General features: G+C 45.8%; 13 protein-coding genes. All 13 read right to left on the bottom strand.

The annotated features are described in order from the left end of the window. Positions 1–25: 25 nt before the first annotated feature. The 13 genes from AC1DXF_RS17700 to AC1DXF_RS17640 all read right to left on the bottom strand — a co-directional run bounded on the left by AC1DXF_RS17700 (position 26) and on the right by AC1DXF_RS17640 (position 22,098). Complete coding sequence (locus tag AC1DXF_RS17700; protein WP_477450052.1) at positions 26–3,289, bottom strand: glycoside hydrolase family 2 TIM barrel-domain containing protein; 3,264 nt, start codon at positions 3,287–3,289, stop codon at positions 26–28. Positions 3,290–3,397: 108 nt separating this feature from the next. Further along, positions 3,398–5,593, bottom strand: a complete 2,196-nt coding sequence (locus AC1DXF_RS17695; protein ID WP_477450051.1) for an alpha-L-rhamnosidase-related protein — start codon at positions 5,591–5,593, stop codon at positions 3,398–3,400. After that, complete coding sequence (locus AC1DXF_RS17690; protein WP_477450119.1) at positions 5,594–7,183, bottom strand: sodium:solute symporter family transporter; 1,590 nt, start codon at positions 7,181–7,183, stop codon at positions 5,594–5,596. 8 nt (positions 7,184–7,191) lie between these two features. Beyond that, a complete protein-coding gene (locus AC1DXF_RS17685) occupies positions 7,192–8,271 on the bottom strand; it encodes a Gfo/Idh/MocA family protein (RefSeq protein ID WP_477450050.1) in 1,080 nt (359 codons plus the stop codon). Positions 8,272–8,293: 22 nt separating this feature from the next. Then, the gene (locus AC1DXF_RS17680) at positions 8,294–9,004 is read right to left on the bottom strand and encodes an L-rhamnose mutarotase (protein ID WP_477450049.1); all 711 of its coding nucleotides are present in this window, start codon (positions 9,002–9,004) and stop codon (positions 8,294–8,296) included. Further along, entirely contained in the window at positions 9,001–10,923 is a 1,923-nt protein-coding gene (locus AC1DXF_RS17675; RefSeq protein ID WP_477450048.1) for a hypothetical protein, read from the bottom strand. The genes AC1DXF_RS17680 and AC1DXF_RS17675 overlap by 4 nt, the downstream gene beginning before the upstream one ends. 6 nt (positions 10,924–10,929) lie before the next feature. Beyond that, positions 10,930–11,823 (bottom strand): sugar phosphate isomerase/epimerase family protein, encoded by an 894-nt coding sequence (locus AC1DXF_RS17670; RefSeq protein ID WP_477450047.1) that lies wholly within the window; start codon positions 11,821–11,823, stop codon positions 10,930–10,932. A 5-nt stretch (positions 11,824–11,828) separates the two neighbouring features. After that, positions 11,829–13,229 carry an acetylxylan esterase gene (locus AC1DXF_RS17665; protein ID WP_477450046.1) on the bottom strand — a complete coding sequence of 467 codons (1,401 nt, stop codon included), beginning with the start codon at positions 13,227–13,229 and terminating at the stop codon, positions 11,829–11,831. 12 nt (positions 13,230–13,241) lie between these two features. Continuing rightward, positions 13,242–14,378 (bottom strand): sialidase family protein, encoded by a 1,137-nt coding sequence (locus AC1DXF_RS17660; protein WP_477450045.1) that lies wholly within the window; start codon positions 14,376–14,378, stop codon positions 13,242–13,244. A gap of 11 nt (positions 14,379–14,389) precedes the next feature. After that, on the bottom strand, positions 14,390–15,097 hold the full coding sequence (locus AC1DXF_RS17655) for a DUF3826 domain-containing protein (protein ID WP_477450044.1): 708 nt from the start codon (positions 15,095–15,097) through the stop codon (positions 14,390–14,392). A 25-nt stretch (positions 15,098–15,122) separates the two neighbouring features. After that, positions 15,123–17,867, bottom strand: a complete 2,745-nt coding sequence (locus AC1DXF_RS17650) for an alpha-L-rhamnosidase (protein ID WP_477450043.1) — start codon at positions 17,865–17,867, stop codon at positions 15,123–15,125. After that, entirely contained in the window at positions 17,864–20,668 is a 2,805-nt protein-coding gene (locus AC1DXF_RS17645) for a glycoside hydrolase family 2 protein (protein WP_477450042.1), read from the bottom strand. Before AC1DXF_RS17645 ends, AC1DXF_RS17650 begins: the two co-directional genes overlap by 4 nt. 5 nt (positions 20,669–20,673) lie before the next feature. After that, positions 20,674–22,098, bottom strand: a complete 1,425-nt coding sequence (locus AC1DXF_RS17640; protein WP_477450041.1) for a sialate O-acetylesterase — start codon at positions 22,096–22,098, stop codon at positions 20,674–20,676. Positions 22,099–22,116: the final 18 nt, after the last annotated feature.

The raw sequence follows: 22,116 nt of genomic DNA, 5'->3' as shown, positions 1-22,116 counted from the left end.
TTAAATTTTATTTCACCAGCCACTACTATTGCTTTATCAACACCTCCGTTATACGGCATGGCGCGATATAAAACGTATAATGATAATCCTTTGCAGGTATGCGGTATTGTTCCAATGGCGCCGCCACCTCCGACCAGCTATCATTTCCACCAACTCCCATTTGTACCAGGTCGATATTAAGGGTTATAAAACCCGCGTCTTTTAGCTTGTTGGTATGTTTAGCGTGTAGGATATTATCTTCGGTATAAGGCCAGGCGCTCATACTGAGCAGGCTATCGGCTGTTATTAGCAGGCCATCGGTTTTATTATGCAGCAGCATCCAACGTACATCGGTGCGGTTACCGTTTTCCTGCGGTACCACATATGGCTCCATAAACTGACTGATGACCTGGTTGTAAATACCGGCTTCGGAACCTGTGCGCCTGTCTGTATAGTTTTCGTAAGGCCCACGGCCATAATAAGCTATATTGCTATCGGCCCGTAAAATGCCCATTTGCATCCCTACTTTGGGAAGATCGGGCAAATGTTTATCAGCGGCCAGGCTGTAATCAACCTTAACAGCACCTTTTCCGTTTATGGTATATGTAACTTTAACAGAGGCACTATCATTAATGAGCGTGTAAGTGCTGGTAATTTTCACCCGGCCCTTTACAGAGCGGTCAATGCCGATATTTTTTAATTGAGGCTGATTGATAAACCAGGGCTTTAGTTTTTTTTCGGCTTTCCATCCCCGGTGATCGTTATCGGTAACGGGCCGTGTAAAATGTGGTAACAGCGGCGCGAATACCTGCTGCTGTCCCTCCCATACATAGGAGCTTAAGGCACCGTTTGTTTTATCTACCCGGATCTTGAAATTTTTCCCGCTTAATGTATACGCCGGGTTAGCATCATCAACAGCTATCTCCGGGTAATTAGCAGTAGTTGATTTAACAACAGGCAAACCAGTCAGTGTAAACTGATCCTCCGCGATTTCATATCCTTTTGCAGCCCAGGGTTTATCTTCGGCAAGTGTAAAATGAATATCGGCTAAATACTCGTGGCCCGTTTTAAAATGGGGCAGGTATTGTTTAATGCTGATGATGGTATCCTTACCGGCAGCCAAATCAATATGCAGCAATTGTTTTTTTGCAATGATGTGACCATCTTCCCGCACCTGTAGGTATACATCATATTGACTCAATGAGGCCGTACTATGCCAGTTTTTAATTTTGATCAATGCTTTGCCGGCATCCGTCAGCGTACATTCTGCAGGTTGAAAAACATGCTTGCATTCATAAATAGCCGGTTTGGGCCGCCCATCTGAAGCAACGATACCTTTGATGGTGAAGTTATCAAAGTAGCGTTCGCCATAGTCGCCGCCATACGCATAGTATGATACCCCGGCGGAATCTTTTTTTAACAGCCCCTGGTCTTTAAATTCCCATATGGCCCCGCCTATGATGCGTTTGGTTGATCGCCACTGATCCCAAAACTCTTTGAGGTTGCCGTTGGAGTTACCCATAGCGTGCGAGTATTCCACAAAAAATATCGGCCGGTTATCGCCGTTTTGCTGGTTGGCCAATAATGGCGCCGTGTATAAACCAGGGTACATGCGGCTCACAATATCTACGTAAGGCTGATCAATCGGATTTTGAAGCCTATGTGAATGATCGTTTGTTTTGGGATAACGCGGATCTGTGGGATCTATATAACCTTCGGCCTGCGGGGTTCCCTGGGCGGGTTCATAATGCACCGGGCGGGTAATATCAAAATCATGGATCCATGCAGCCATAGCCGCGTGGTTTGGCCCCCTGCCTGCCTCGTTCCCTAAACTCCAGGTGATGATGCTGGGGTGGTTCTTGTCGCGCATCACCATGCGGGTTGCACGGTCAAGATAAGCGCCCGTCCACATAGGGTCGTTACTTAATTTGGAGCCGAGGCCGTGTGTTTCCAGGTTGGCTTCGTCAATTACCAGGATGCCGTATTCATCGCACAGATCATACAGGTAAGGGTCCATTGGGTAATGGCTTGTACGGATACAGTTGAAATTAAAGCGTTTAATGGTGCGCACATCATTTAAAATATCCTCGCGGGATAATGCCTTGCCTTTTACCGGGTCGTGGTCGGGCCGGTTTACGCCGTACAGGTAGGTAACTTTTCCGTTGATTAGTAATTTACCATCATCCTTGCCAAATTCAATGCTCCTGATGCCAACCTTGCAGCTCTTAACTTCCACAGTTTGCCCGGCGCTATCCAACAGCGATAGGGTAAGTGTATAAAGGTTGGGCTGATCATCGCTCCATTTATCTGGGTTTTTCAGCGTTGTTTCAAGCAAACCAAACTTTACATTATCCAACCGGGGATAGATCTCGTTGATCATACTCTCCACACTACGCTCCAGCGGTTTTTGAAATACTTCCTTATTGTTTTTGTCGAAAAGCCGCGCCTCAATTTTATAACCGGGAACAGCTTTGCCTGTAAGGTTCTCCATCCTTGGGCGGATGCTGAACACGGCATTTTTATATTGCTTATCCAGCTTGGCCTGCCACTGAAAATCAGCAATCCTCAGCTTAGGTTCGGCCAGCAGCATTACTTCCCGATGGATGCCGCTCATGCGCCACTGGTCCTGGTCTTCCAAAAAATAGCCGTCGCTCCAGCGGATCACCTGCACTGATACTACGTTTTCACCGGCCTGCAAATAAGGGGTGATATTAAACTCCGACGGCAGAAAACTATCCTCGCCATAACCTAAAAATTTGCCGTTAAGCCATACCTTAAAACCCGAGCTTACACCGCCAAAATGCAGGGTGATGTTCAGATCTTTCCAGTTTTGAGGCAGGGTAAAAGTACGCTGATAGCTACCAACCCCATTATAATCCTGCGGTACATGCGGCGGGTTAACCGGCCGGAACGGGTAAACAGCACTTTTATAAATAGGCTTATCATAACCCTGCATCTCGATACTGGAGGGTACGATGATCTTTTTCCACCCGCTTACCCGGCCTTTATAAAAATCTTTTGGCGCATCGCCCGGTTTAACGGCATAGCTAAAATCCCAGTAGCCGTTTAATGACATCATTCTGCCCGATTTTTCACGGTTGCCTGCAAGCGCGTCTTTAATACTGCTGTATGAATAAGCTGTAGCCCTGGCCGGGTCGCGGTTTATACCATCAACAGATGGATTTTCCCAGGGTTCGGTATCGTAAACCGCCGGCACATTGGGTATAGGCGCCGGGGTTTTATCAACCAGCTGGGCATGCGTACCAAGGGCAAATAAAACATTAAATACTAAAAAAATAAATTTCCTCATCGATTTGGGTAGCTCCTACGGAGCAAACGTTTTCTATATTTTTTTCTACAAATATTTTGTCCCTAAGGGACAACTGAGCATCTCCTATAGCCCTCCATTATTTTTCAATCACAATACACTATATGCTACCGTGTATTTTTTATCCTTTTGAATGGTTACTTCATACATACCGTTACCTTTTGCCGCTATAGCACCTTCCTTACAAACCGGTGTTGTTTTACTGGCAAAACGCAATGTTCCTGTGCCGCTACCCGCATTTACTTTTATTTGTTTAGTGCTGCAATACACTTTAATATCGCCATGTGGGGTTGGCACACTGCCTTCTATCCATTGCAAGCCGCCAAGTTTTGGCTCAATAAGGTACTGCTGGTATGCGGGCGCGGTTGGCTTAACCCCTAAATAATATTTACCCAACAGGTAAATTGGGCTTGCCCCCCAGGCATGGCAAAGGCTTTTACCAAACTGGCGGCCATACATGGCGTAATGCGCAGCGCCGCTTTCGGCCGGATCATATACCTCCCAAAAAGTAGTAGCTCCAAGGTTGAGCATGCCGCCCCAGTAATCTTTTATTTCTTTAAGCACGTAACTTTGTTCGCCCATGGCACATAAGGCTTCCAGTTCGTAAAAGCGCATATATGGGGTGGTTATCTTTTGAATTTTATCGTTCAGCAGTACGTATTTTTTAACTTCCTGCTTTTGGGCTTCGGTGAAATAGCTAAAGAAGATGGAAAACATGTTGGCATAGCGGGTTACATTATCCGTTTGCACGCCGTTTACACGGCTGTGTACAAAGGCGTGCTTTTCACTATTCCAGTAATAAGCAAATATTTTTGACTTTAAACTGGTTGATAATTGCTGATATTGAGCTGCCTGGGGTTGATCCTGCATAATATTGGCACATAGAGCCATAGTTTCCAGGCTGCGGCAAAGCAGTAATTGCTCAAAGGTCACCTCTCCCTTTTTACTTAGTTTATCGGCCCAGTCAATAAATACCCAGTCGCCGGGCAGGCCTTCCATCAAGCCATCCTTATCCCTGCGGGAAAGGCAATAGCTCATCATGCTTTGCATGCGCGGGTACATTTGTTTAATGAAAGCTTTATCGCCTGTGTACTGGTAATAATCATAAATACCCATGAACCAGTAAAAGGTATAATCCATAATGGTATTGATGTGACTGGTTACGGGGTCTTTCCCGCGCAGGGCGTACAGTGTGCGGGTAACCGTGGGCGAATCGAAATACAGGTAGTAGTTCATTAAATAACTTTGGTAGGCATCACCCGACCATACCCAGCGGTCGCGTTTTATCCCATCAATAAAAAACTCCCTGGTATTTAAATGCAGTGTATAGGCCGATACATCCCAGATTTTATTAACCTGCTCATCAGAACAACGGAAACTCCCCCGCTGCTGAACCGGCGAATACTCGTAAAGCATGGCTACATTATCTATGCTCACATCATCGTCAAACAATACATTAATGTACCTGAACGCGCGCGAACCTTCCATCGTAAGATCGGCCTTTTGCGGCTGATCAACCTGGATGCTATCCAGCAATTCGCAGGTAGCGGCAGACAAGGCCTCCTCCTTTGATTCACCATAGCAAAGCCTGATGTTGCCTTTACCTTTTAGGCCGATCAGCTTGGCATAACCAAAGGTTTCCTTTCCAAAATCTACCAGTATGGAATGATCTTTTTTTTCAGTTTTTTCGGGTTGATGCTCTTCCACAGGCAAACGGAACGCTGATGGCAGTTGCGCTGATGAATCAAAATTCCAGGCCCCGGCTGCTACATATTTTGTGGCAGATACATCAGATGTTTTACCGGATTCATCTATCCACTCCTTATCCTCATAGGTAACCAGCCATGAGGTATCAGATATTAGGTATTCTCCTTTTACGTATATGGCAGGTACACTTGCCTGGTTTGATACCTTAAGGCTCAGCCGGTGCTTACCAGCAGGGATATTTATTGATTTTGGATAGCCCGGTAAAGCTTTGCCATCCAGCTTTACGTTGTACTGCCCTTCAACGGCTAGCTCTACCTTTTCGGCATTGGGCAATACAAAATCCTTGTGAAAATCAATCAGCACATAATGGCTGTCCAGCTTCCAGAAAGGAGGCAGAAATGCTCCACGCTCCGTACGCCTGTTTTGCATTTTATTGCTCAGCCATACTTCATAGTCGCCGGGATACCAGATCCAGGTGGCTTTTTGTGCCTGGGCTATATCAGCAAAAAGCAGGAAGCCCAGGCACAGCATCACATAGTGCCAGCCGTTTAATTTTTTATGTGTAGCAGTGTTTTTCATTTAGTGTCCATTAAAAATGAGGTATAAAACAATCATTACTATGGTGAGCAATGTCCAGGCTAATTTTACCCGTTTGGTTGGTTTGGCTATCCGGCTGATTTCCGAAGCATCCGGTTTATAAATTTCGGGCGAGGTATCCAGTAAAGAAATGGCAACAGCCAGGGCGGCAAGAAAAACAAAAATGTAAAAAGACAGCAGCAGGTAATGCGGCCAGAAATGGTACTTAGCAGATGGCAGCACCCACAGGTAAACCACTCCCGTACCCAAACTAAAAGCCGAACCTGCCGAAAGAATAGTATTCACGGCTTTACGTGTAGTGCGTTTCCAATAAACTGTGAGCAGGAACACAACTGCCAGTGGCGGCGCTATAAAGCCCAGTACCGATTGAAATACATCGAAAAGGTTAAGCCCTTTAATGCTATCAATAGCCAGTGCCATGCCTATTGCAAACAGGCAGCCTGCAACAACCACCCACCGACCAATCCTGATCAGGTCGTGGTTGCTGGCATCGCGGTTAATCTTTTCGGCATAAATATCCATGGTAAACACCGTGCTTAACGAGTTTAATGACGAGCCGATAGTACCCACCAAAACGGCTATCAGCACTACTATCACCAGCCCGTTCATACCGGGAGGGAACAGGTTGGTCACCATGGTCATGTAGGCCAAGGCGGGATCATCCAGGTGCGGATAAAGGATAAAGCACAAAATACCAGTAAGGATAAACAGGGGCAGCGACAGGATCTTGAGCCAGCCTATAAAGTTAACACCAAGCTGACCCTGCTCCAGGTTTTTAGCACCCAGCACAGATTGTACCATAGCCTGATCGGTACAAAAAAAAGCGATGGCCGATACCGGGTAACCCAGCAATATAGCATACCAGGGGTATTTAACGTCGCTGGCCGGATGTATTAGGTTCCAGTAATTGCCGGGCACTTTATGAAATACCGCCGAAAGACCGCCTGCCTTGTTTATACCTAAAACCGTTAAGGTTAATGATACACCGATGAGCAACAACATCTGGAATACGTTCACTTTGGCAATGGCTTTTAAGCCCCCCGCAAATGCAAACAGCCCCGCAAATGAAACCAACACAATAACCGATTGCCACATGGGGATTCCTAATATCTGCCTTACCAAAAAGCCGCCTGCAAACAAACCTAACGACAACCAGGAAATGAGCATTTTAATGAGTGCATACCAGGCGAGGATGTTCCGTGTCGAGTCGCCGTAACGGTTGCCCATAAACTCGGGCATGGTAGATACTTTAGCGGCAATATATTTGGGCGCGAAAACCAGGGCCAGCAGCATCAGGAATACAAAGGCATACCAATCAAAATTTACGGCTACTATGCCCGTGCTATAGCCAATACTGGCAAAGGCCAGCAGCATGGATGGCCCCACGTTGGTACCCCACATATTGAAACCAATACTTGGCCAACCCAATGATTTATTGGCCAGGAAAAGTGTTTCGTCCTTTTTGTTTTTATTGCTAAAACTGGCCCGGTAGCCAATCACTAACAACACGACCAGGTAAACGGCCACAACCGCGTAATCCAAGGCCGTTAAGCGCGACACAATATTGCTCATTGCGATGATCATGCGCCGGGTTGATTAGCGGTTAAATGATACTCGGCCAAAATGTCGCCAACTTTAACCGGCCTGCCTGTTTGTAGGGAACGATCCATAGCCTGCAGCAGCGCAATGGTGCCAATACCTTCTTTGATATCGGGGTAAGCCGTAAAACCTTCGGTAATGCTGTCGGCAAAATATTCAAGGTAATTCTGGTATTCGCCCGCATGGTGGCTTTTGCCTTCAAAGCGGAAATAATGTTTCAGCTTATGTTCCCACGTAATGATCCTTTCTTCGCCGGTTTTATCAGTTATGGCATAGCGCAGGTCCATATAGTCGCCCTGGCTACAGCCTTCGGTACCTCTTAAAATGCAGCTCATCTCGCTGTCACGGGTAGCGGGTTGTACCGGGCCGGTGTAGCAGCCGCTTACCCTGGCAATACGCCCATCGTTTGCTTTGAATATAAAATGCATAGTGTCCGGGTTCTTCAATCCGCCCTTTGCCCCGTTTGCGCTTAACATGCCGTATCCCATTACTTCTTCGATATTGGGCAGATACCAGCGAATAAAATCTGTGGGGTGACTTAAGCCTCCATAAAGCCATTTAAAAGCATTTTGTAACGACCATGGCTTATCTAAAAACCAGCGATGATCGGCATGATAATAAGCCTCAATGGTGATGAGGTCGCCAACCAGGCCTGTTTCATAATCCTGGCGTTGCTTTTTCATCGGCTCAAAAAAACGGGAGCTTTGGCCAACAAACACCCTTCTGCCACTTTTTTCAACCAGGTCCAGTAGTTCGGCGGCTTTGCTAAGGTCATCAATAAAGGGTTTGGTACATACCACATGCTTGCCATAATGCAGGGCTTGTTTCACATGTTCGGCATGCAGGTGGTCGGGCGTATAAATAGCAATAATATCAATGTCTGCATCGCTCAGCATGTGCTGGTAATTGGTTGTGTAGTTATGAAAGTTAAATTCCGCTGCACGGCGTTTGCACATTTCAATACTCATATCGCATACCATTTTCAATTCCAGTTTGTTGCTCTGTAATACTGCCGACATGGTACTGCGGCCTTCGCCTAATCCTAATATTCCTACCTTCATATTTAATTATTGAGTTACTCAATTATTGATTTTTCAATGGCTTAAAAAACACCCAAACTTCACCGGGCTTTGTACCGGGAAGGCCTTCCTGGTATTTTTTCATCAATTTATTCCATTCGTTCACCTTTGGGTTGTTCTCTGTTGTTTTGGGATCCAGCTTATCCAGGCTTTCACCTTTGGGGATGCTGATGACTAACATCAACTGCCGTCCATTTTTAAAAACCAGCAGTTGCTGAAAATTCGCGTTGCAAAAACCCCAGGAAACTTCGGGCCATTTCTTAAACTGGGTTGCATGATAGTTTAAATATTCCTGCTGCAGTTTGGGATCTTTTACCAAATTGGCCGTCAGTATTATGTTGTCCCATTCCGGCGCTACGATGCAGTTAACGCAACATTGTTGCTTATTGAAAGTATAAAAGGGATGGCTATATCTCCTTATTGTCAATCCGGGGTACAACCCTTCAATTAAATTATATAATTTATTTATATTCAGATTTTTACCGTAAATAACTAAATGATTACTCCACTTATAAATTGACGATAATGGCAGGTTTTGCTTTTTAATCAGGCTCAATAACGGCCGGTGATCTATAGTTTTCCCAACCGGTGCGGTAATTTCAATAACAGCGTAAGGGTTGCTAATTACTCTTGCATCAGCTGCATTAAACAGCAATACCAGGACCATCATTAATCCTAAACTTTTCCGGGTGATGTATATAATTAAAGACCTCATTCCGACTTATAATTAATGGGCTGGCCTTCCCGGTTATCGGTTTTGTATTTAAGCAGGTATTGATAAGCCGGCTCTACCCCTGCCGCTTTTTTAATTTCGTTTGCCACTTGCGGGCCATTATTTTCCCATACATTGTCGGGACCGTTGGCATTTTTCAGGAATTTTTCTGCAGGGCACCAGTTGTTTTTAATGGTGATGTATGATGAGCCTTCGTCGGTATATAAGTAAAACCAGTGTTCGGGATCATGCGCGTAGGGCGCTTTATAAATGCTATCTACATAATTATTACTGATCACCGAACCGGGTTGTGCCGATAAGGTATAAATACCCGCCACATCGTACATATTGCGCGCATAGTGGTGAATCTTATTGGCTGTAATGCGGTTATCACTCATGGCGTTGGTACTTTTTGTCCAGCCCCAGCCCATACTGATGCCGGTATAGTTTACATCGCAAACCTCGTTATGGGCTATGGTGATGCCTTTTACATATCCTGCACCAATGCCCACGCAGCCCCAATCTTCGTTTGTAGCATCGGTTACCAGGTTGTTTTCAATGTGATCATTGTTGCATATTTCGCGTTTATCGGTTGGGTTATAAGGTAAATGAACCTCCTGCGCCTCATCCGAATAAACCCCGGCGAGGATGGCTGTTCCGCCAATGTCTTTAAACAGGTTACCTTTTATTTCATCATCATGCGTTCCCCGCTGATAATCTAAGCCTGTTGAGGCAAGGTGCTCAAAACGGCAGCCTTCAAAAGTGGTATGAGCAGCGTAAGCCACTTCAACGGCAGCGACAGGCCGGCCAACCCATGCCTGGTTTTCCAGTCCTTTTTTATCGGGCGTACCGGGTATTTTAAGTTTATAGGCATCCAGCATATACATACCATCCTGGTGTGGCACCAAACCTACATTTGAAGGGCGGAGCCAACTGCTATGCTGAAAACCAATATTTTTAAAACTGATATAACTTACCGGATGATCTATCGTCCCCTCAATCTTTACAATATTTTCAAGGACAGGAACAGTTACGGCGGCTGTGGACAAATCCTCACCGGGGCGGGGTATGTAGTATATTTTACGATGCTCCCTATCCAGGTACCACTCACCGGGCTGGTTTAAAAATTGTATCGATTTGCTGAGATAAAAGGCAGAGTTACCCGTTTTTTTGGAGATCCAGGGCGCAGGCCATGGATGTTCCGACTGGATGCGGCTTTCGGGCTGATAAAAAGATACCCTTACACTATCACCCGCCACTTTTGCCGATTTAACCCTTAGTATAGCTATAGCCCACCACTGGTGTATAAACATTTCCATACCCTTAATGTGCAGGGTGTCAAAGGCCGCGGGTTTAGGGATCCAGCAGGTTTGGCTTTGATGATCCCATGATAAAATACGGCTCATTAACGGCGCATCTGTTTCCCTTGCCGGGGTGGCTTTAATATTATTAACCCATAATTGCCTGAAATTCACTACTTCATCACCAATTAAGGGCGCGTTGGCAACCCATACTTTCCCGGCAATATTCAACGGTAAACCGGGGATATTTCCTTCCAGCCTTTTCCAGTCGTTTACGTTGATACCGCCACTTAAAATAGTTTCGCCTTTGTCGGCGCCTTCAATAATGGTGGGGCTATCCGCGGTACCCGAGTCTTCGGGGCAGATAAACAAAGGTTCGGTTAATTGGTAAAGTCCCTTCTCTACCATAATACGAATGCCTCCTTTTATGGATACATCATTCAGGCGGCGTAGTTCGCGCGCCTTTCTCAGCGCCATGGCTACCGTAGCCAATGGTTGCTGTTGCGTACCCGTATTTTTGTCTGATCCTTTTGGCGACACCCATATTTCCGCCGCGAAAACGCCGCCCGTTAAAGCAACAATTAACAGCAAAGCGATGATAAATATGCGGCAGATGGTCATTAACAATTATTGGTTTGATGTTTGAAAAATTGATTTTATGTAAGTGGCATTGGCGCTAAAGTTCCATTTAACGTTATGCACATCTTTAGTATCTCTCGACCGCTCAATCACCAGCCAGCCGCTCCAGCCCATTTTATCCAAAGTTGCTTTTACCCGTTCCATGTTTATTTCGGGGTCGTTCTGCAGCCATTGGCCATCAGTATTCGTACAGTGGATCATTACAATATTCGTCTTGCCCAGTATCTGCAATTCCTTTTCCAGGTCGCGGCCATTATCAAGTGCGTTTTGAAAGTTGAAATAGCTTTTTATAGCTGGCGAACCTATATCTTTTAATAACTGCAACTCATTCCTCGCGTCCAGTGAAGTTTCGATGCCAATCACCACACCAGCTTTTTTGGCTATTTTACCTACTTCCTTTAGGCGGGCAACTATTGCGGGGCGCAGGTTTGGGTATTTAACCAGGTCGCCTTTAATGCCCAATGGCAAAAAGCCAACTTTTACATTCATTTGCTTCATGGTATTGATGCAATCTTCAACAGCCTTAACGGCGGTGGGCCGTTCGGCAAATGATTGTGCAAAAAAACCGGTCATTCCCAATGAGGGTATTTCGAGGCCCAGTTCTTTAGCTTTATTTAAAAACAGTTCCCGTACCGAATCTTTTGCCAATTGATTATCAAATGTCTCGCAATCGCCAAGGCCGCCCATGTCAACTTCAACGCCATCGGCGCCTATATCTTTGGCAAGCTGGAAAGCGCCAGGTTTTTGCCTTTTGATTATCATGAGGTCAACTACGGCTACCTTGTACCGCTGCTTAGCCGATGGAGTTTGCGCTATTACCTGTTGCACCACCCCTATTGTAAATAGCACAACGCCCAAAACCAATATCATCCTGCTTTTCATATCCTCTATTTTTTTATTGCTGCCGCGAAAACTTTTTGGAACTGGTCAAATCCCTTTATGGCACCGGCAGGCAGCTTTTCGCCTTTATCGCCAAACACATACATGGCCGGCTCTTTTTCAATAGTTACTTTTGATTCATCTATATTGCCGCTCTTATCTTCAATCGCCTTAATATTGAGGTGGAAATTTTTGGCAATGAATTTGTACAACGGAAACCTTTTGGATGGCCCAAAATCGTGACCTTCATTGGGGAGATGTACATTCTCCACCATATTTTCGGCTCCATAATAACCATACATTTTTTTGAGGTACGGAAAATCATGTTCGGGCATATTGGCTGTCCAGTCCTGCCCATCAGATACCAGCAATTGCGGTTTTGGGGCAGCCATAGCGGCAAGCTCCACATTATCCGTTCCACCCCCGCACTGGTGTACAGGCATCCCGCTTTCACAAGGGCAGCCGCCATAAAAATAGGATGATACGGAAACTACCGGTGCGCTTAGCTTAATCCTGTCGTCCAGCGCGGTCATTAAAACAGTATGGCTGCCACCGCCAGATCCGCCGCTGATTCCTATCCTTGCAGTGTCCGTTTCTTTTAATGATGATACATAATCTAATATCCTGATAGCTCCTAAAACCTGAATGGTTTGCGCAAGGCTGCGGCGATGATCTTCGTACTTAAACTGCAACAGCGATTCGCCCCAGGCAAAAAGGTCGTAGCTGTAGGCCATAACACCCATGCGGGCCAGTGTGGCACAACGCAACTGGCAATCGGCACGGTAGCGCTGGTGCTCCCAATGCCCATCGGGACTTAATACTACCGGGATCTTCCCTTTTATTTTTGATGGTTTATACAACGATCCGTTGATGTATAAACCCGGTAAAATTTCAATGGCTATGTTCTCTACCGTATAACCATTAAATATTCTTTTTGGGGTGATGATAGGTTTTGAAGCTGATTTTGCGGGTAAAGGCCATAACTCCAAAGCTTTATATAGTTGTGGTTTAAGTAAAACTTTGCGCTGTTCCCAGCTTGCTTTATCGTGATACTGCGATGCAATACGATCCAACTCTTTCCAGCCGTCAGTAACCGTCCAGCGGAAATATTCGTACTCTTTTAACTTATACTTGCCGGGGCCCTCTTTATTTACTTTCAGATCGAGCGGGGTAAGTACATTAGCCAGGGTAGTATCCACATCCGGCCGGAAACGCCACTCTGCATAGTTTACCCATTTATCCTGAACCTGGGCATCGGTGTATTTAATCTTTACATGATACCTGTCCTGGATCACATCAAGTACTTCCTTTAATGACTTTTTGTACAGGCCATCCGTGGTTTGCTGAGCACCGGCTGTGTAAAACAGCAATGTAAAGCAGCCTATGAGTATACCGGTTAATTTTTTCATCACGTTTCTCCTTTAAAGATCTTTAGCATCTCCTGTTGTTGCCGAGGGGGCTGTGTATCCATCAATCTTAGGCCACACACCGTCTTTTATTTCTTTCAGATCTATTTTTTGGGGATCGATCACTACATGTTTTATTTTTTGCCTGCGCCAGGTATAAACCACGTGCACCAGCCCATCTGCCGACTGGATTACCGAGGGATAAGAATACTGGCTGATTGGCGAATCTTCCAGTATAGCGGCAGCATACCAGTCAACCCCATCTTTTGATACAGCCACGTTTAAAGGCGTACGGGCGCCTTTTGCCAGTGTTCCCGGCGGTAATACATGGTTATAAACCAAAAGCTGCCTGCCGTCCTTTAACGTCACCGCATCGGTGCCCGAGTTGTTGTTTGGCAAGGTTGTTTTTTCGAGCGGCGACCAGGTTTGCCCTTTGTCTTTAGACCAGGCCATGAGTATCGCCCGGTTCTGGCTACGGCAAAGTACCTGCAACCTGCCATCTTTATGGATCAGGATACTGGGCTGGATAGCTTTTAGCTCTTTACCATCACTAATAGGGCCTATCATTGTCCAGGTTTTGCCAAAATCACTACTGGCTTCAAAATGCACCTGCCAGGCTTTACCCTCGGTACTTACCGGGCTTAGCAATGTGCCATCCTTCAGTAAAACCGGTTTGTTTTTAATCGGGCCCAAAAAGCTATCCGGCAAAGCGGTTTGCGCCGACCAGCTAATCCCTCCATCGCCCGATGTTTTCATATACCCCTTCCACTTTGCAGGACTGGGGCCAATTTTATAAAACAACAACAGCTTACCACCCGGAACCTGGTAAAGCACGGGGTTCCAGCAGGCGTAGCGTAAAGTATCGTTCTGTATGCCGTTGGCCACATTAATGCCTTCGGTCCATTTGCCGTTAACCAACCTGCTTACCCAGATACAAACATCGGGGTTACGTTCTTTTGTACCACCAAACCAGGATGCCACGAGGCCTTTTGGTGTTTCGGCAATAGTGGCTGCATGGCATTCGGGATAAGGTGCTTTATCGTAAATAAATTCATCCTTTACAATGCTTTTGCGCCAGGGATTAGTTTGGGCAAATGTTTCGCCGGCTATTGTGCAGGCGCTTAATATGATCAGCAAGATTTTCTTATACATAGCTATTATATTTATTGAGCTGTTTTCTTTGCCGCATCCGCAGATTTTTTAGCTTTAACAGCATCTACATAAGCTTTAAATAACTGGTGCCAGTTACGGCCATTATTGTTGAGGTATTGCTCGTTTTTGGTTTTGTAGATCTCAAAAATGGCCGAAATCTGTTTAATATTTTTAAAATCAACCGCCTGCTCGCGTGCCTGCTTTAAATTGGCCAGTATGGTTGCTTCTTCAACCGGTGTCAGATCGGTAACGATGGCTTTGTAACCTGCCAGTGTAAAAGCCACCTTGCCAATGGTATATTTATCCAGTATCGCTTCTACCTGCTCTTCATTAAGATCTTTGCGCAGACCGGTCATCAGGTTTTCATGGACCGATTTTGGCAGGGATGAATTGATGATGATCTGCCGGTCCATAGTGCTCAATGGTTTGCCGGTAGCCGGATCAATCCCGGCAGGTACAGATTCGTACGAGTGGCTATTGTTCCAATCCCGGATAGCTTTCAGGTGCGCAGTCACTACGGTTTTTACCCGTGAAGCTTTCGCGGTATCATTAAGAGTGAATGAGTTTATCCAATCCGTAGCCTTTTTATCAATTTCTGCATCAGCTTTGGCCAGTGATTCCGGTGATTGGGACTGTTTTATTACCGATTGATCCTGTGCCTTACTTAGGGTTGATGTTGCAAGCAATACGGCCATACCCACAATGTTTAATATTTTCATGTTTTTACTCATTAGATAGGTAGATTTAACTTTTAACTTCAAAATTGTAACTGCCGGATCCTATCCGGAAAATAGCCCGGCCGCCTTCCATTTTTACCAGTTTAATATCTTTTATGGCATCCGCTGCCTGCCCCGATTCGGTTACAGCCTTGCCGGTTGCCGCTGGTATGTATACTAAAGCTTTACTATTGGGTGGTATGACTATATGCCAGGTAAAATGACCTTTATTATTTGTCCAGTTACTTTTAACCACACCATATGGTGTTTCATACGAGGCATTTACACTATTCAATTGACTTATTACCGGAGGTATCATCACCATTTCTTTAAAACCCGCGTTAACAGTTTTAATACCGGCCAGGTCCTGGTAAAACCATGCTACCAGGTCGCCAAGCAGCATAATATGGTTATGCGAATTCATGGCCGGGTTGGCGGTATCGCCGTTCCATAGCTCCCATATGGTGGTGGCGCCATGCTTCACCATATAGCCCCAGCTTGGATAATCATCGTTAGAAGCGATGCGATAAGCAAGATCAGGCCTTCCGTATTCGGTAAGCCCACGCATAAGCCATTGTGTACCGATAACCCCGGTACTGATGTGGCCGTTTGCATCGTTTTGAATTTTATCAACTATGTTTTTAAAAACCGCTTTGCTGCCTGCTGTGGGTGTGATACCAAAATACAAAGGCAGCAAATTGGCGGTAACAGTATTGTTAGCATATCGAAAGTTTTTTTTATCAAGATATTTTTGATTGAAAGCATTGCCTACCTTTAGTTTCAAGGCGGCAAAGGCCTGTGCATCGGCAGGTTTATGGAGCAGTTTGGCAAACTTTTGCATCAATCCCGACAGGTGATAATAATATGCTGTCGCGATAAGCTGCCCATCAGTATTGCGGGAAGAATCTTTAGAGTGGATCAGTTCCGGCGATTCGGGTGGTACACACCAGTCGCCGTATTTATCCTTGGTCACCATATAATCCTTCATGTATTTTAGGCGCATATAATCCATCCATTTTTTCATGGAGGCATAGTGCTTTTCAATGGGCGCCTTATCGGCAAACTGGCGGTAAAGCATATCAGCAACCAGTATGTAGGTGCCCGGCCAAGTCATGTTATCGCTGTAATAATTCCAATAGGCCGGGGCAACATCGGATATGGCACCATCCGGCTTTTGCGATTGAGCAATATCATCCAGCCATTTGGCGTACAGGTTACCATTGGCAAATACAAAGCTTTCGCCAAGAGAGCCTACCGCGCGGTCGCCAAGCCAGGGCATCCGCTCGTTACGCTGCGGGCAATCAACAGGCATGCCTTTGTAATTACTTAATATGCCCCAATAAGCGTTATGATAGATCTGATTGATGAGCGGATTGGATGTTTCAAAATGCCCGGTTGTAGCCATGGCATCATAAACTACCTCTCCCTCAAAATCGGCCAATCCGGGCTTGCCGGGGTAACCGCTGATCTCCACATACCTGAACCCATGGTATACAAATGCCGGGCGCCAGCTTTCATCTTCGCCGCCTTTCAGGGTGTAAACATCCGTTACTTTGGCATCGCGCAGGTTGGCTACATACAGTTCGCCATTGGGCTGTAGGGTTTCGGCATAGCGCAGGGCTACTTTATCGCCACGTTTGCCTTTTACATGCATTTTTACCCAGCCCGCAAAATTCTGCCCCATATCCATAATCCAGGTGCCCGGTTTAAGCTGATTTATGCTGACTGGCTTTACCGTATCCATAACTTTAATGGGTTCATTCACTTGGGCCTCTACCCTGCCTCCAGGCGCTTCAACCAGTTCGGCCTTTAGCCATTTGCTGTCGTCGAAGCCGGTGTTGTTCCATCCTGGCATCTCTTTGGTGGCATCGTATTCTTCGCCATCGTATTCATTATTGGTGCGGATTGGACCATCAGCTGTAAACTTCCAGCTGTTATCGCTCACAGTTAATTGCCGGGTGCCATCGGTATACTCTACCTCTAACTGTAGCAGCATTTTGGGGAAACCAAATTCCTTAATTTTTTTTGGTTTGTATTTGGGGCGCATGGTAAAAAACCTGCCGTTGCCCAGTACCGTTGCAACAGCGTTTGCACCTGTTTTTATTGCATTGGTAACATCAAAAGTATTGTATTTAACAGACTGGGTATAATCGGTAGGTGGCCCGGCAAGCACCTGGTCGCCTATAATGTTACCATTTATATAAAGTTCATAATGACCTAAACCAATGATATATATGGTAGCTTTTTTTACAGCAGGCTTTACATCAAACTGTTTATGGTAATAACGTGCCGACAGGCGGGAGAATTTAGAAACACTATCCCAGGCGAAGCCGCCGTCATGGCCTATCCAGCGGGCTTTCCAGTCGGTAGTATTTAGCAAACCTTCGCTCCACATGGCCGGTTGGCTCCACTGGCTTTCGCCTTTATTGGTCCATACTTTAACTTTCCAGTAACAGGCTGTACGACTAATTAATGCCTTACCAGCATAGTTAATCATGATGGATTCACCCGAATTTACACGACGCGAATCCCAAAGATCGCCCACATTGGCGGCCAGTTTTGCCGGGGTTGATGCAACCAGTACCCGGTAAGCTGTTTGATTAATATTACGCCCCTCTCCCGTTATCTGCCAGCTTAACCTTGGATGGATAGTTTCAATCCCCAGCGGATTGTGCAGCATTTCGCAGCGCAGGTTTTGCGTGGCAATACCGGCCAGGCACTTATACGTTGAGAGTATAAATATCAGCAGGGCGATATGTGCGCGTTTACTCATCTGCCCGAAAAATCAAAGTATAACGTTAACGGCAAAGCCATATCTATATCCTTGTAATAATCAAAGTATTTGTTGGGGAAGCCCTGTGCACCTAATTTATCGGGCTTTTGAGATTTTGTGCCAATCGGACTGATGCCATGCATAAACGATATATCTCCCGATGGGAACGCAGGCGCCGTGTTGTACACTTTTTTGGGATTAGCCGGTGTAAACAGGCGCATAAATACATCACGGTTATCACAAACAATAGTGATTGGGCCGGCATTGGCGTTTAACCTCATCCAGTACAGGTTGGCATAATATCCCTTAAATTCGGGGTACTCAATTTTTGGCTCGCCGGTTATGGTATTGTTATACTGTTTATCCCAAACGCCCAACGAGTTACCTTTCAGCCGGTTTTTCCAAACACGGTAAGGGCCGCTGCCCATATATTGTACCCCTTTAACATCCTTTTCGGGATAAGAAAAACTTACGCCCAACAGGTTACCTTCTTCGCCAATGGGCCAGTATTTTACATCCAGCTTTACCCAGCCCGATGGGTACATGGTCCATTTGAGTTTTGCCATATTGGCTTTGGGTTCAAAAGCTGCTTCAACTATTAAAGTATCGCCCTGGTAGTGGTAGCTCAGCTTTTTAAAGCCTGTTTTCTCACCGCCTTCAGCCAATACGGGGCCGTTATTAAATGGAATTTCGCCCCCGCTGTTACTTACCTTTTTCAGTACACCCGTGTTACGGTTAAACTCCAATTGAATGCCATTGCCATTGGCCACTTTGTAAAGCGAGTCGGTTTCGGTAACGGTTATCTTGTGATTCCCAGGTTTATATATAATACGCCCTACAAAGTCATGAGGCATTTTAATGGGGAAACTCCAGGTAAACAATTCTCTTTTGTGAGGATCAATGGCAGTTATGTATAATACCTCGTAATCCTGCCAGTTTTTAGGTAAATCAAATTGCAAATTGCCGTATTGGCCCGGTGCTACATTGGGTGAAGTTATCGGTCCGGTTTGTGAGGTGGCCTGTGGCGTGGGGTGCTGCCACGCATCATTAAACTTAACCAGCTTATAGCTAAATGTACACTGTTTTAAATTGGTATATAGATACCTGTTCTCGAGTCTCAGGTTACCATTAAATGCAGGGGTAATTTCCCGCGGCTCCAGGCGTACAGGACACCAGATTTCCTTGACGGTGTAATAACTACCTTCCTTTTCGTGGTACGGCCCTACAATGCCATCCGCGGCATGATCACCATCAGAGTCAAGCTCATTATTTTTATCGGTGCGCACCACATCTTCATCTGCAAAATCCCAGATAAACCCACCAGCCGAAAGCGGCGTATGGTACATCAGTTCCCAAAAGTCATCTAAACCGGCGCCAGCACCTCCATCGTAAAGACCGTGCAAAAACTCGGTTGGGAAAGTCACATCGTGCCCGTGTAAATTAGTGCCGGTACCATAATCATAGTTGATATAGTGCTGCGTGTTTGTGCCCCTGAAAACTGCCCATGGGTGGATGAGCAGCCGCTTCTGGATATCCAGGTCGTCAAAAAAATGGTCGAGATCAAAGTTAAATCCACCTTCATTCCCATTATCCCAGATAACTATTGATGGATGGTTTACATCTTTCGCTATCATTTCCTTCGCCAGCTTAGAACCCACTTCCGTATCGTAATGACCGTGCCAGCCGGTAAGTTCATCCAAAACAAAAAGACCAAGTGAATCGCAGGCATCTAAAAAATGATCATCGGGCGGATAGTGCGACATGCGCACGGCATTCATGTTCATATCCTTCATGAGCATGATATCATCAATGCTTTGCTTTTTGTTCATTGCCCTGCCGGTTGTGGGCCAGAACGAGTGGCGGTTAACGCCTTTAAACTTGATCTTTACGTTATTTACATAAATACCGTCGTGCTGGCGCAACTCCACCGTTCTGAAACCGAAGCGTTGCTTTACCGTATGCACCGCTTTACCGGCCTGGTTTAGGGTAAACACCACATTATACAAGTTTGGAAACTCCGGCGACCACAACAGCGGCGATGCGACCCTGGTGGTGAGATTCACCAGGGTATCGCCGGTATTTACATTCGTTTTGAAGACCGCAGCAACTTTTTGCCCCTTAAGGTTATATACCTGCCCGGTTATTGTTCCCGCTTTAACTAATGATAACTTTAGCGCGGCTGTTAGCTTGCCATCAGCTTTGGCGTCAATGGCATAATGTTCAATGTGAGCTTTGGGAAAAGCTTCGAGGAACACCGGCCTGAAAATACCACCGAACACCCAAAAATCGCCTTTTCTTTCAGCCGCATTTACGGATGCATTGGCAGATTGCTTGGAAACGGTTACTTCCAGCAGGTTGGCTTTGCCATAATTAAGCAAACTGCTGATATCATATTTAAAACGATAGAACGATCCCTGGTGAATTGTCCCCGCAGATCTGCCGTTCAGTTTCACTTCGGTATCTGTCATGGAGCCATCAAAAACTATGTTGATGCTTTTACCTTGCCATGCAGCCGGAACTGTAAACTCATATTTGTACAAGCCCTGTTCCTTTCCCTTCAGGCTATCCTTTGCAAGCCCGTAATTGTATTTGCCAAAGCCCTGTAATTCCCAGTTAGATGGAACGGGGATGGTTGTCCATTTGCCCGAATTGCGACCTTCAGTACAGAAAAACTGCCAGTTAACGGTATGATCGCTACCCGTGCCCGATAAATATACCTTTTGTGTTTCCTGCGCGCGGGCAGTTATCCCGCTTAGCAGTAACAGGGCATAGGTATATATTTTAAAACAGGCAGATGTCATGGCAATCAGTTTGTAGTAGGTGTAAATTTTAGCGGATTATCCGTTCGGAATGGCGCGGCAGGTAATCCGTTCTTGTTATAGAAATTGGGCTGGGCCGATTCCGACCAGGCAAAACGTGCAGCTACAGGAGAGGCTACGCCATCCGCAGAAACTTCCACCGTATTACCTTTGATGGCAGCAATGGCCGGTACAAATCTTCCATCCTGACCGCATATAGTAAAATAGGTAAGCGGTTTACCGTCATGACTAACCAACCCATTACCTGCATGTTTAAAACTCAGGATGATCTTATTACCGGTGATTTTCATGCTTTTATACATCGGTCCGCAGAAAACAAGCTTTTTCTGTCCGTAAGTATTGGCTAATGCCTGTAATTCCAGTCTGCGGCCAACCTCCCACTTAAATGGCGGGTGAATGTTTTTAAGATCATCGTTCAAATCGGTAGTGATGATCATACCTGTATGGGGGATCTGTAAAGCCATGGTTTGGGCTTCTCTTAATTCGGGTTCCGTGAGCTCAGTATAAGGCACCGCTCCTTTACTTTGCGAATAATAAAAGGGTGCTATCTGCACATAGTAAAATGGCAGGCCTTTGTTGTTCCAGCTTTTACGCCAGTTATTGATGAGCGCCTCCATTTTATAGGTGTAACTAATGGTTTCACCCAAATAGCAGTTGCTTTCGCCCTGGTACCATAAAAAACCTTTAAGCGCAAACGGCGCCAGCGGCGCAATCATTTTGATGTAGAATTTACCGGGATCACCCTCAATTTTAATGTTATTGGTTTTAAAATATGGGATAGCATCAAAAGCTTCCTGTGGCGCCCATGGCTCAATACGGCTGCCGCTTACTGCCGATGAAATGATACCAACAGGCACTTTCAGATCATGATTAAGATTTTTGGCGAAGAAATATCCCACCGCCGAAAAAGCACGTAAAGCTGAATCCTCCGCGACGCTCCAGCCAGAATGAGTGGAATCGGGCTTCTGCAGGTTTTTTTGGGTGACTAAAAAGAGCCTGATCTGTGGGTTATGGGCTCTATCCAGTTCATCAACCGGCGAATTTACTGTACTGGTATCGGGCTTTTTAACCTTGCTGTTCTTGCGCATTTCATACTGCATGTTGGACTGGCCCGAGCATAGCCACACCTCGCCTACCAGGATATCTGTAAGCTTTATAGTATTGGTGCCGGCGATGATTAACGTGGACGGATTTGCCGAAGCAGGCATCGGTTTAAGCGTAACTATCCATTTACCGGTAGCATCCGCAATCGCCGTTTTGGTTTGACCGTTAAACTTAACTGTTACCCTTTCGCCTGCTTTGGCGGTACCCCAGACGGGAACAGGCTGATTGCGCTGCAATACCATGCCGTTACCTAATATTTTAGGCAAAACAACCTGGGCTATACTGCCTGTAAAACAGAATAAGCTCATAATCAAACAGCAAAATAT

The organism is Mucilaginibacter sp. P2_A5 (assembly GCF_056404995.1).
The sequence above is the reverse complement of the archived record's forward strand: the minus strand, read 5'-3'. Positions and strand labels throughout refer to the sequence as shown.

Excerpts from the sequence above, each read along its gene's own strand:
- AC1DXF_RS17700 (WP_477450052.1), bottom strand. The coding sequence starts at position 3,289 with ATGAGGAAATTTATTTTTTTAGTATTTAATGTTTTATTTGCCCTTGGT.
- AC1DXF_RS17695 (WP_477450051.1), bottom strand. The coding sequence starts at position 5,593 with ATGAAAAACACTGCTACACATAAAAAATTAAACGGCTGGCACTATGTG.
- AC1DXF_RS17690 (WP_477450119.1), bottom strand. The coding sequence starts at position 7,183 with ATGAGCAATATTGTGTCGCGCTTAACGGCCTTGGATTACGCGGTTGTG.
- AC1DXF_RS17685 (WP_477450050.1), bottom strand. The coding sequence starts at position 8,271 with ATGAAGGTAGGAATATTAGGATTAGGCGAAGGCCGCAGTACCATGTCG.
- AC1DXF_RS17680 (WP_477450049.1), bottom strand. The coding sequence starts at position 9,004 with ATGAGGTCTTTAATTATATACATCACCCGGAAAAGTTTAGGATTAATG.
- AC1DXF_RS17675 (WP_477450048.1), bottom strand. The coding sequence starts at position 10,923 with ATGACCATCTGCCGCATATTTATCATCGCTTTGCTGTTAATTGTTGCT.
- AC1DXF_RS17670 (WP_477450047.1), bottom strand. The coding sequence starts at position 11,823 with ATGAAAAGCAGGATGATATTGGTTTTGGGCGTTGTGCTATTTACAATA.
- AC1DXF_RS17665 (WP_477450046.1), bottom strand. The coding sequence starts at position 13,229 with ATGAAAAAATTAACCGGTATACTCATAGGCTGCTTTACATTGCTGTTT.
- AC1DXF_RS17660 (WP_477450045.1), bottom strand. The coding sequence starts at position 14,378 with ATGTATAAGAAAATCTTGCTGATCATATTAAGCGCCTGCACAATAGCC.
- AC1DXF_RS17655 (WP_477450044.1), bottom strand. The coding sequence starts at position 15,097 with ATGAAAATATTAAACATTGTGGGTATGGCCGTATTGCTTGCAACATCA.
- AC1DXF_RS17650 (WP_477450043.1), bottom strand. The coding sequence starts at position 17,867 with ATGAGTAAACGCGCACATATCGCCCTGCTGATATTTATACTCTCAACG.
- AC1DXF_RS17645 (WP_477450042.1), bottom strand. The coding sequence starts at position 20,668 with ATGACATCTGCCTGTTTTAAAATATATACCTATGCCCTGTTACTGCTA.
- AC1DXF_RS17640 (WP_477450041.1), bottom strand. The coding sequence starts at position 22,098 with ATGAGCTTATTCTGTTTTACAGGCAGTATAGCCCAGGTTGTTTTGCCT.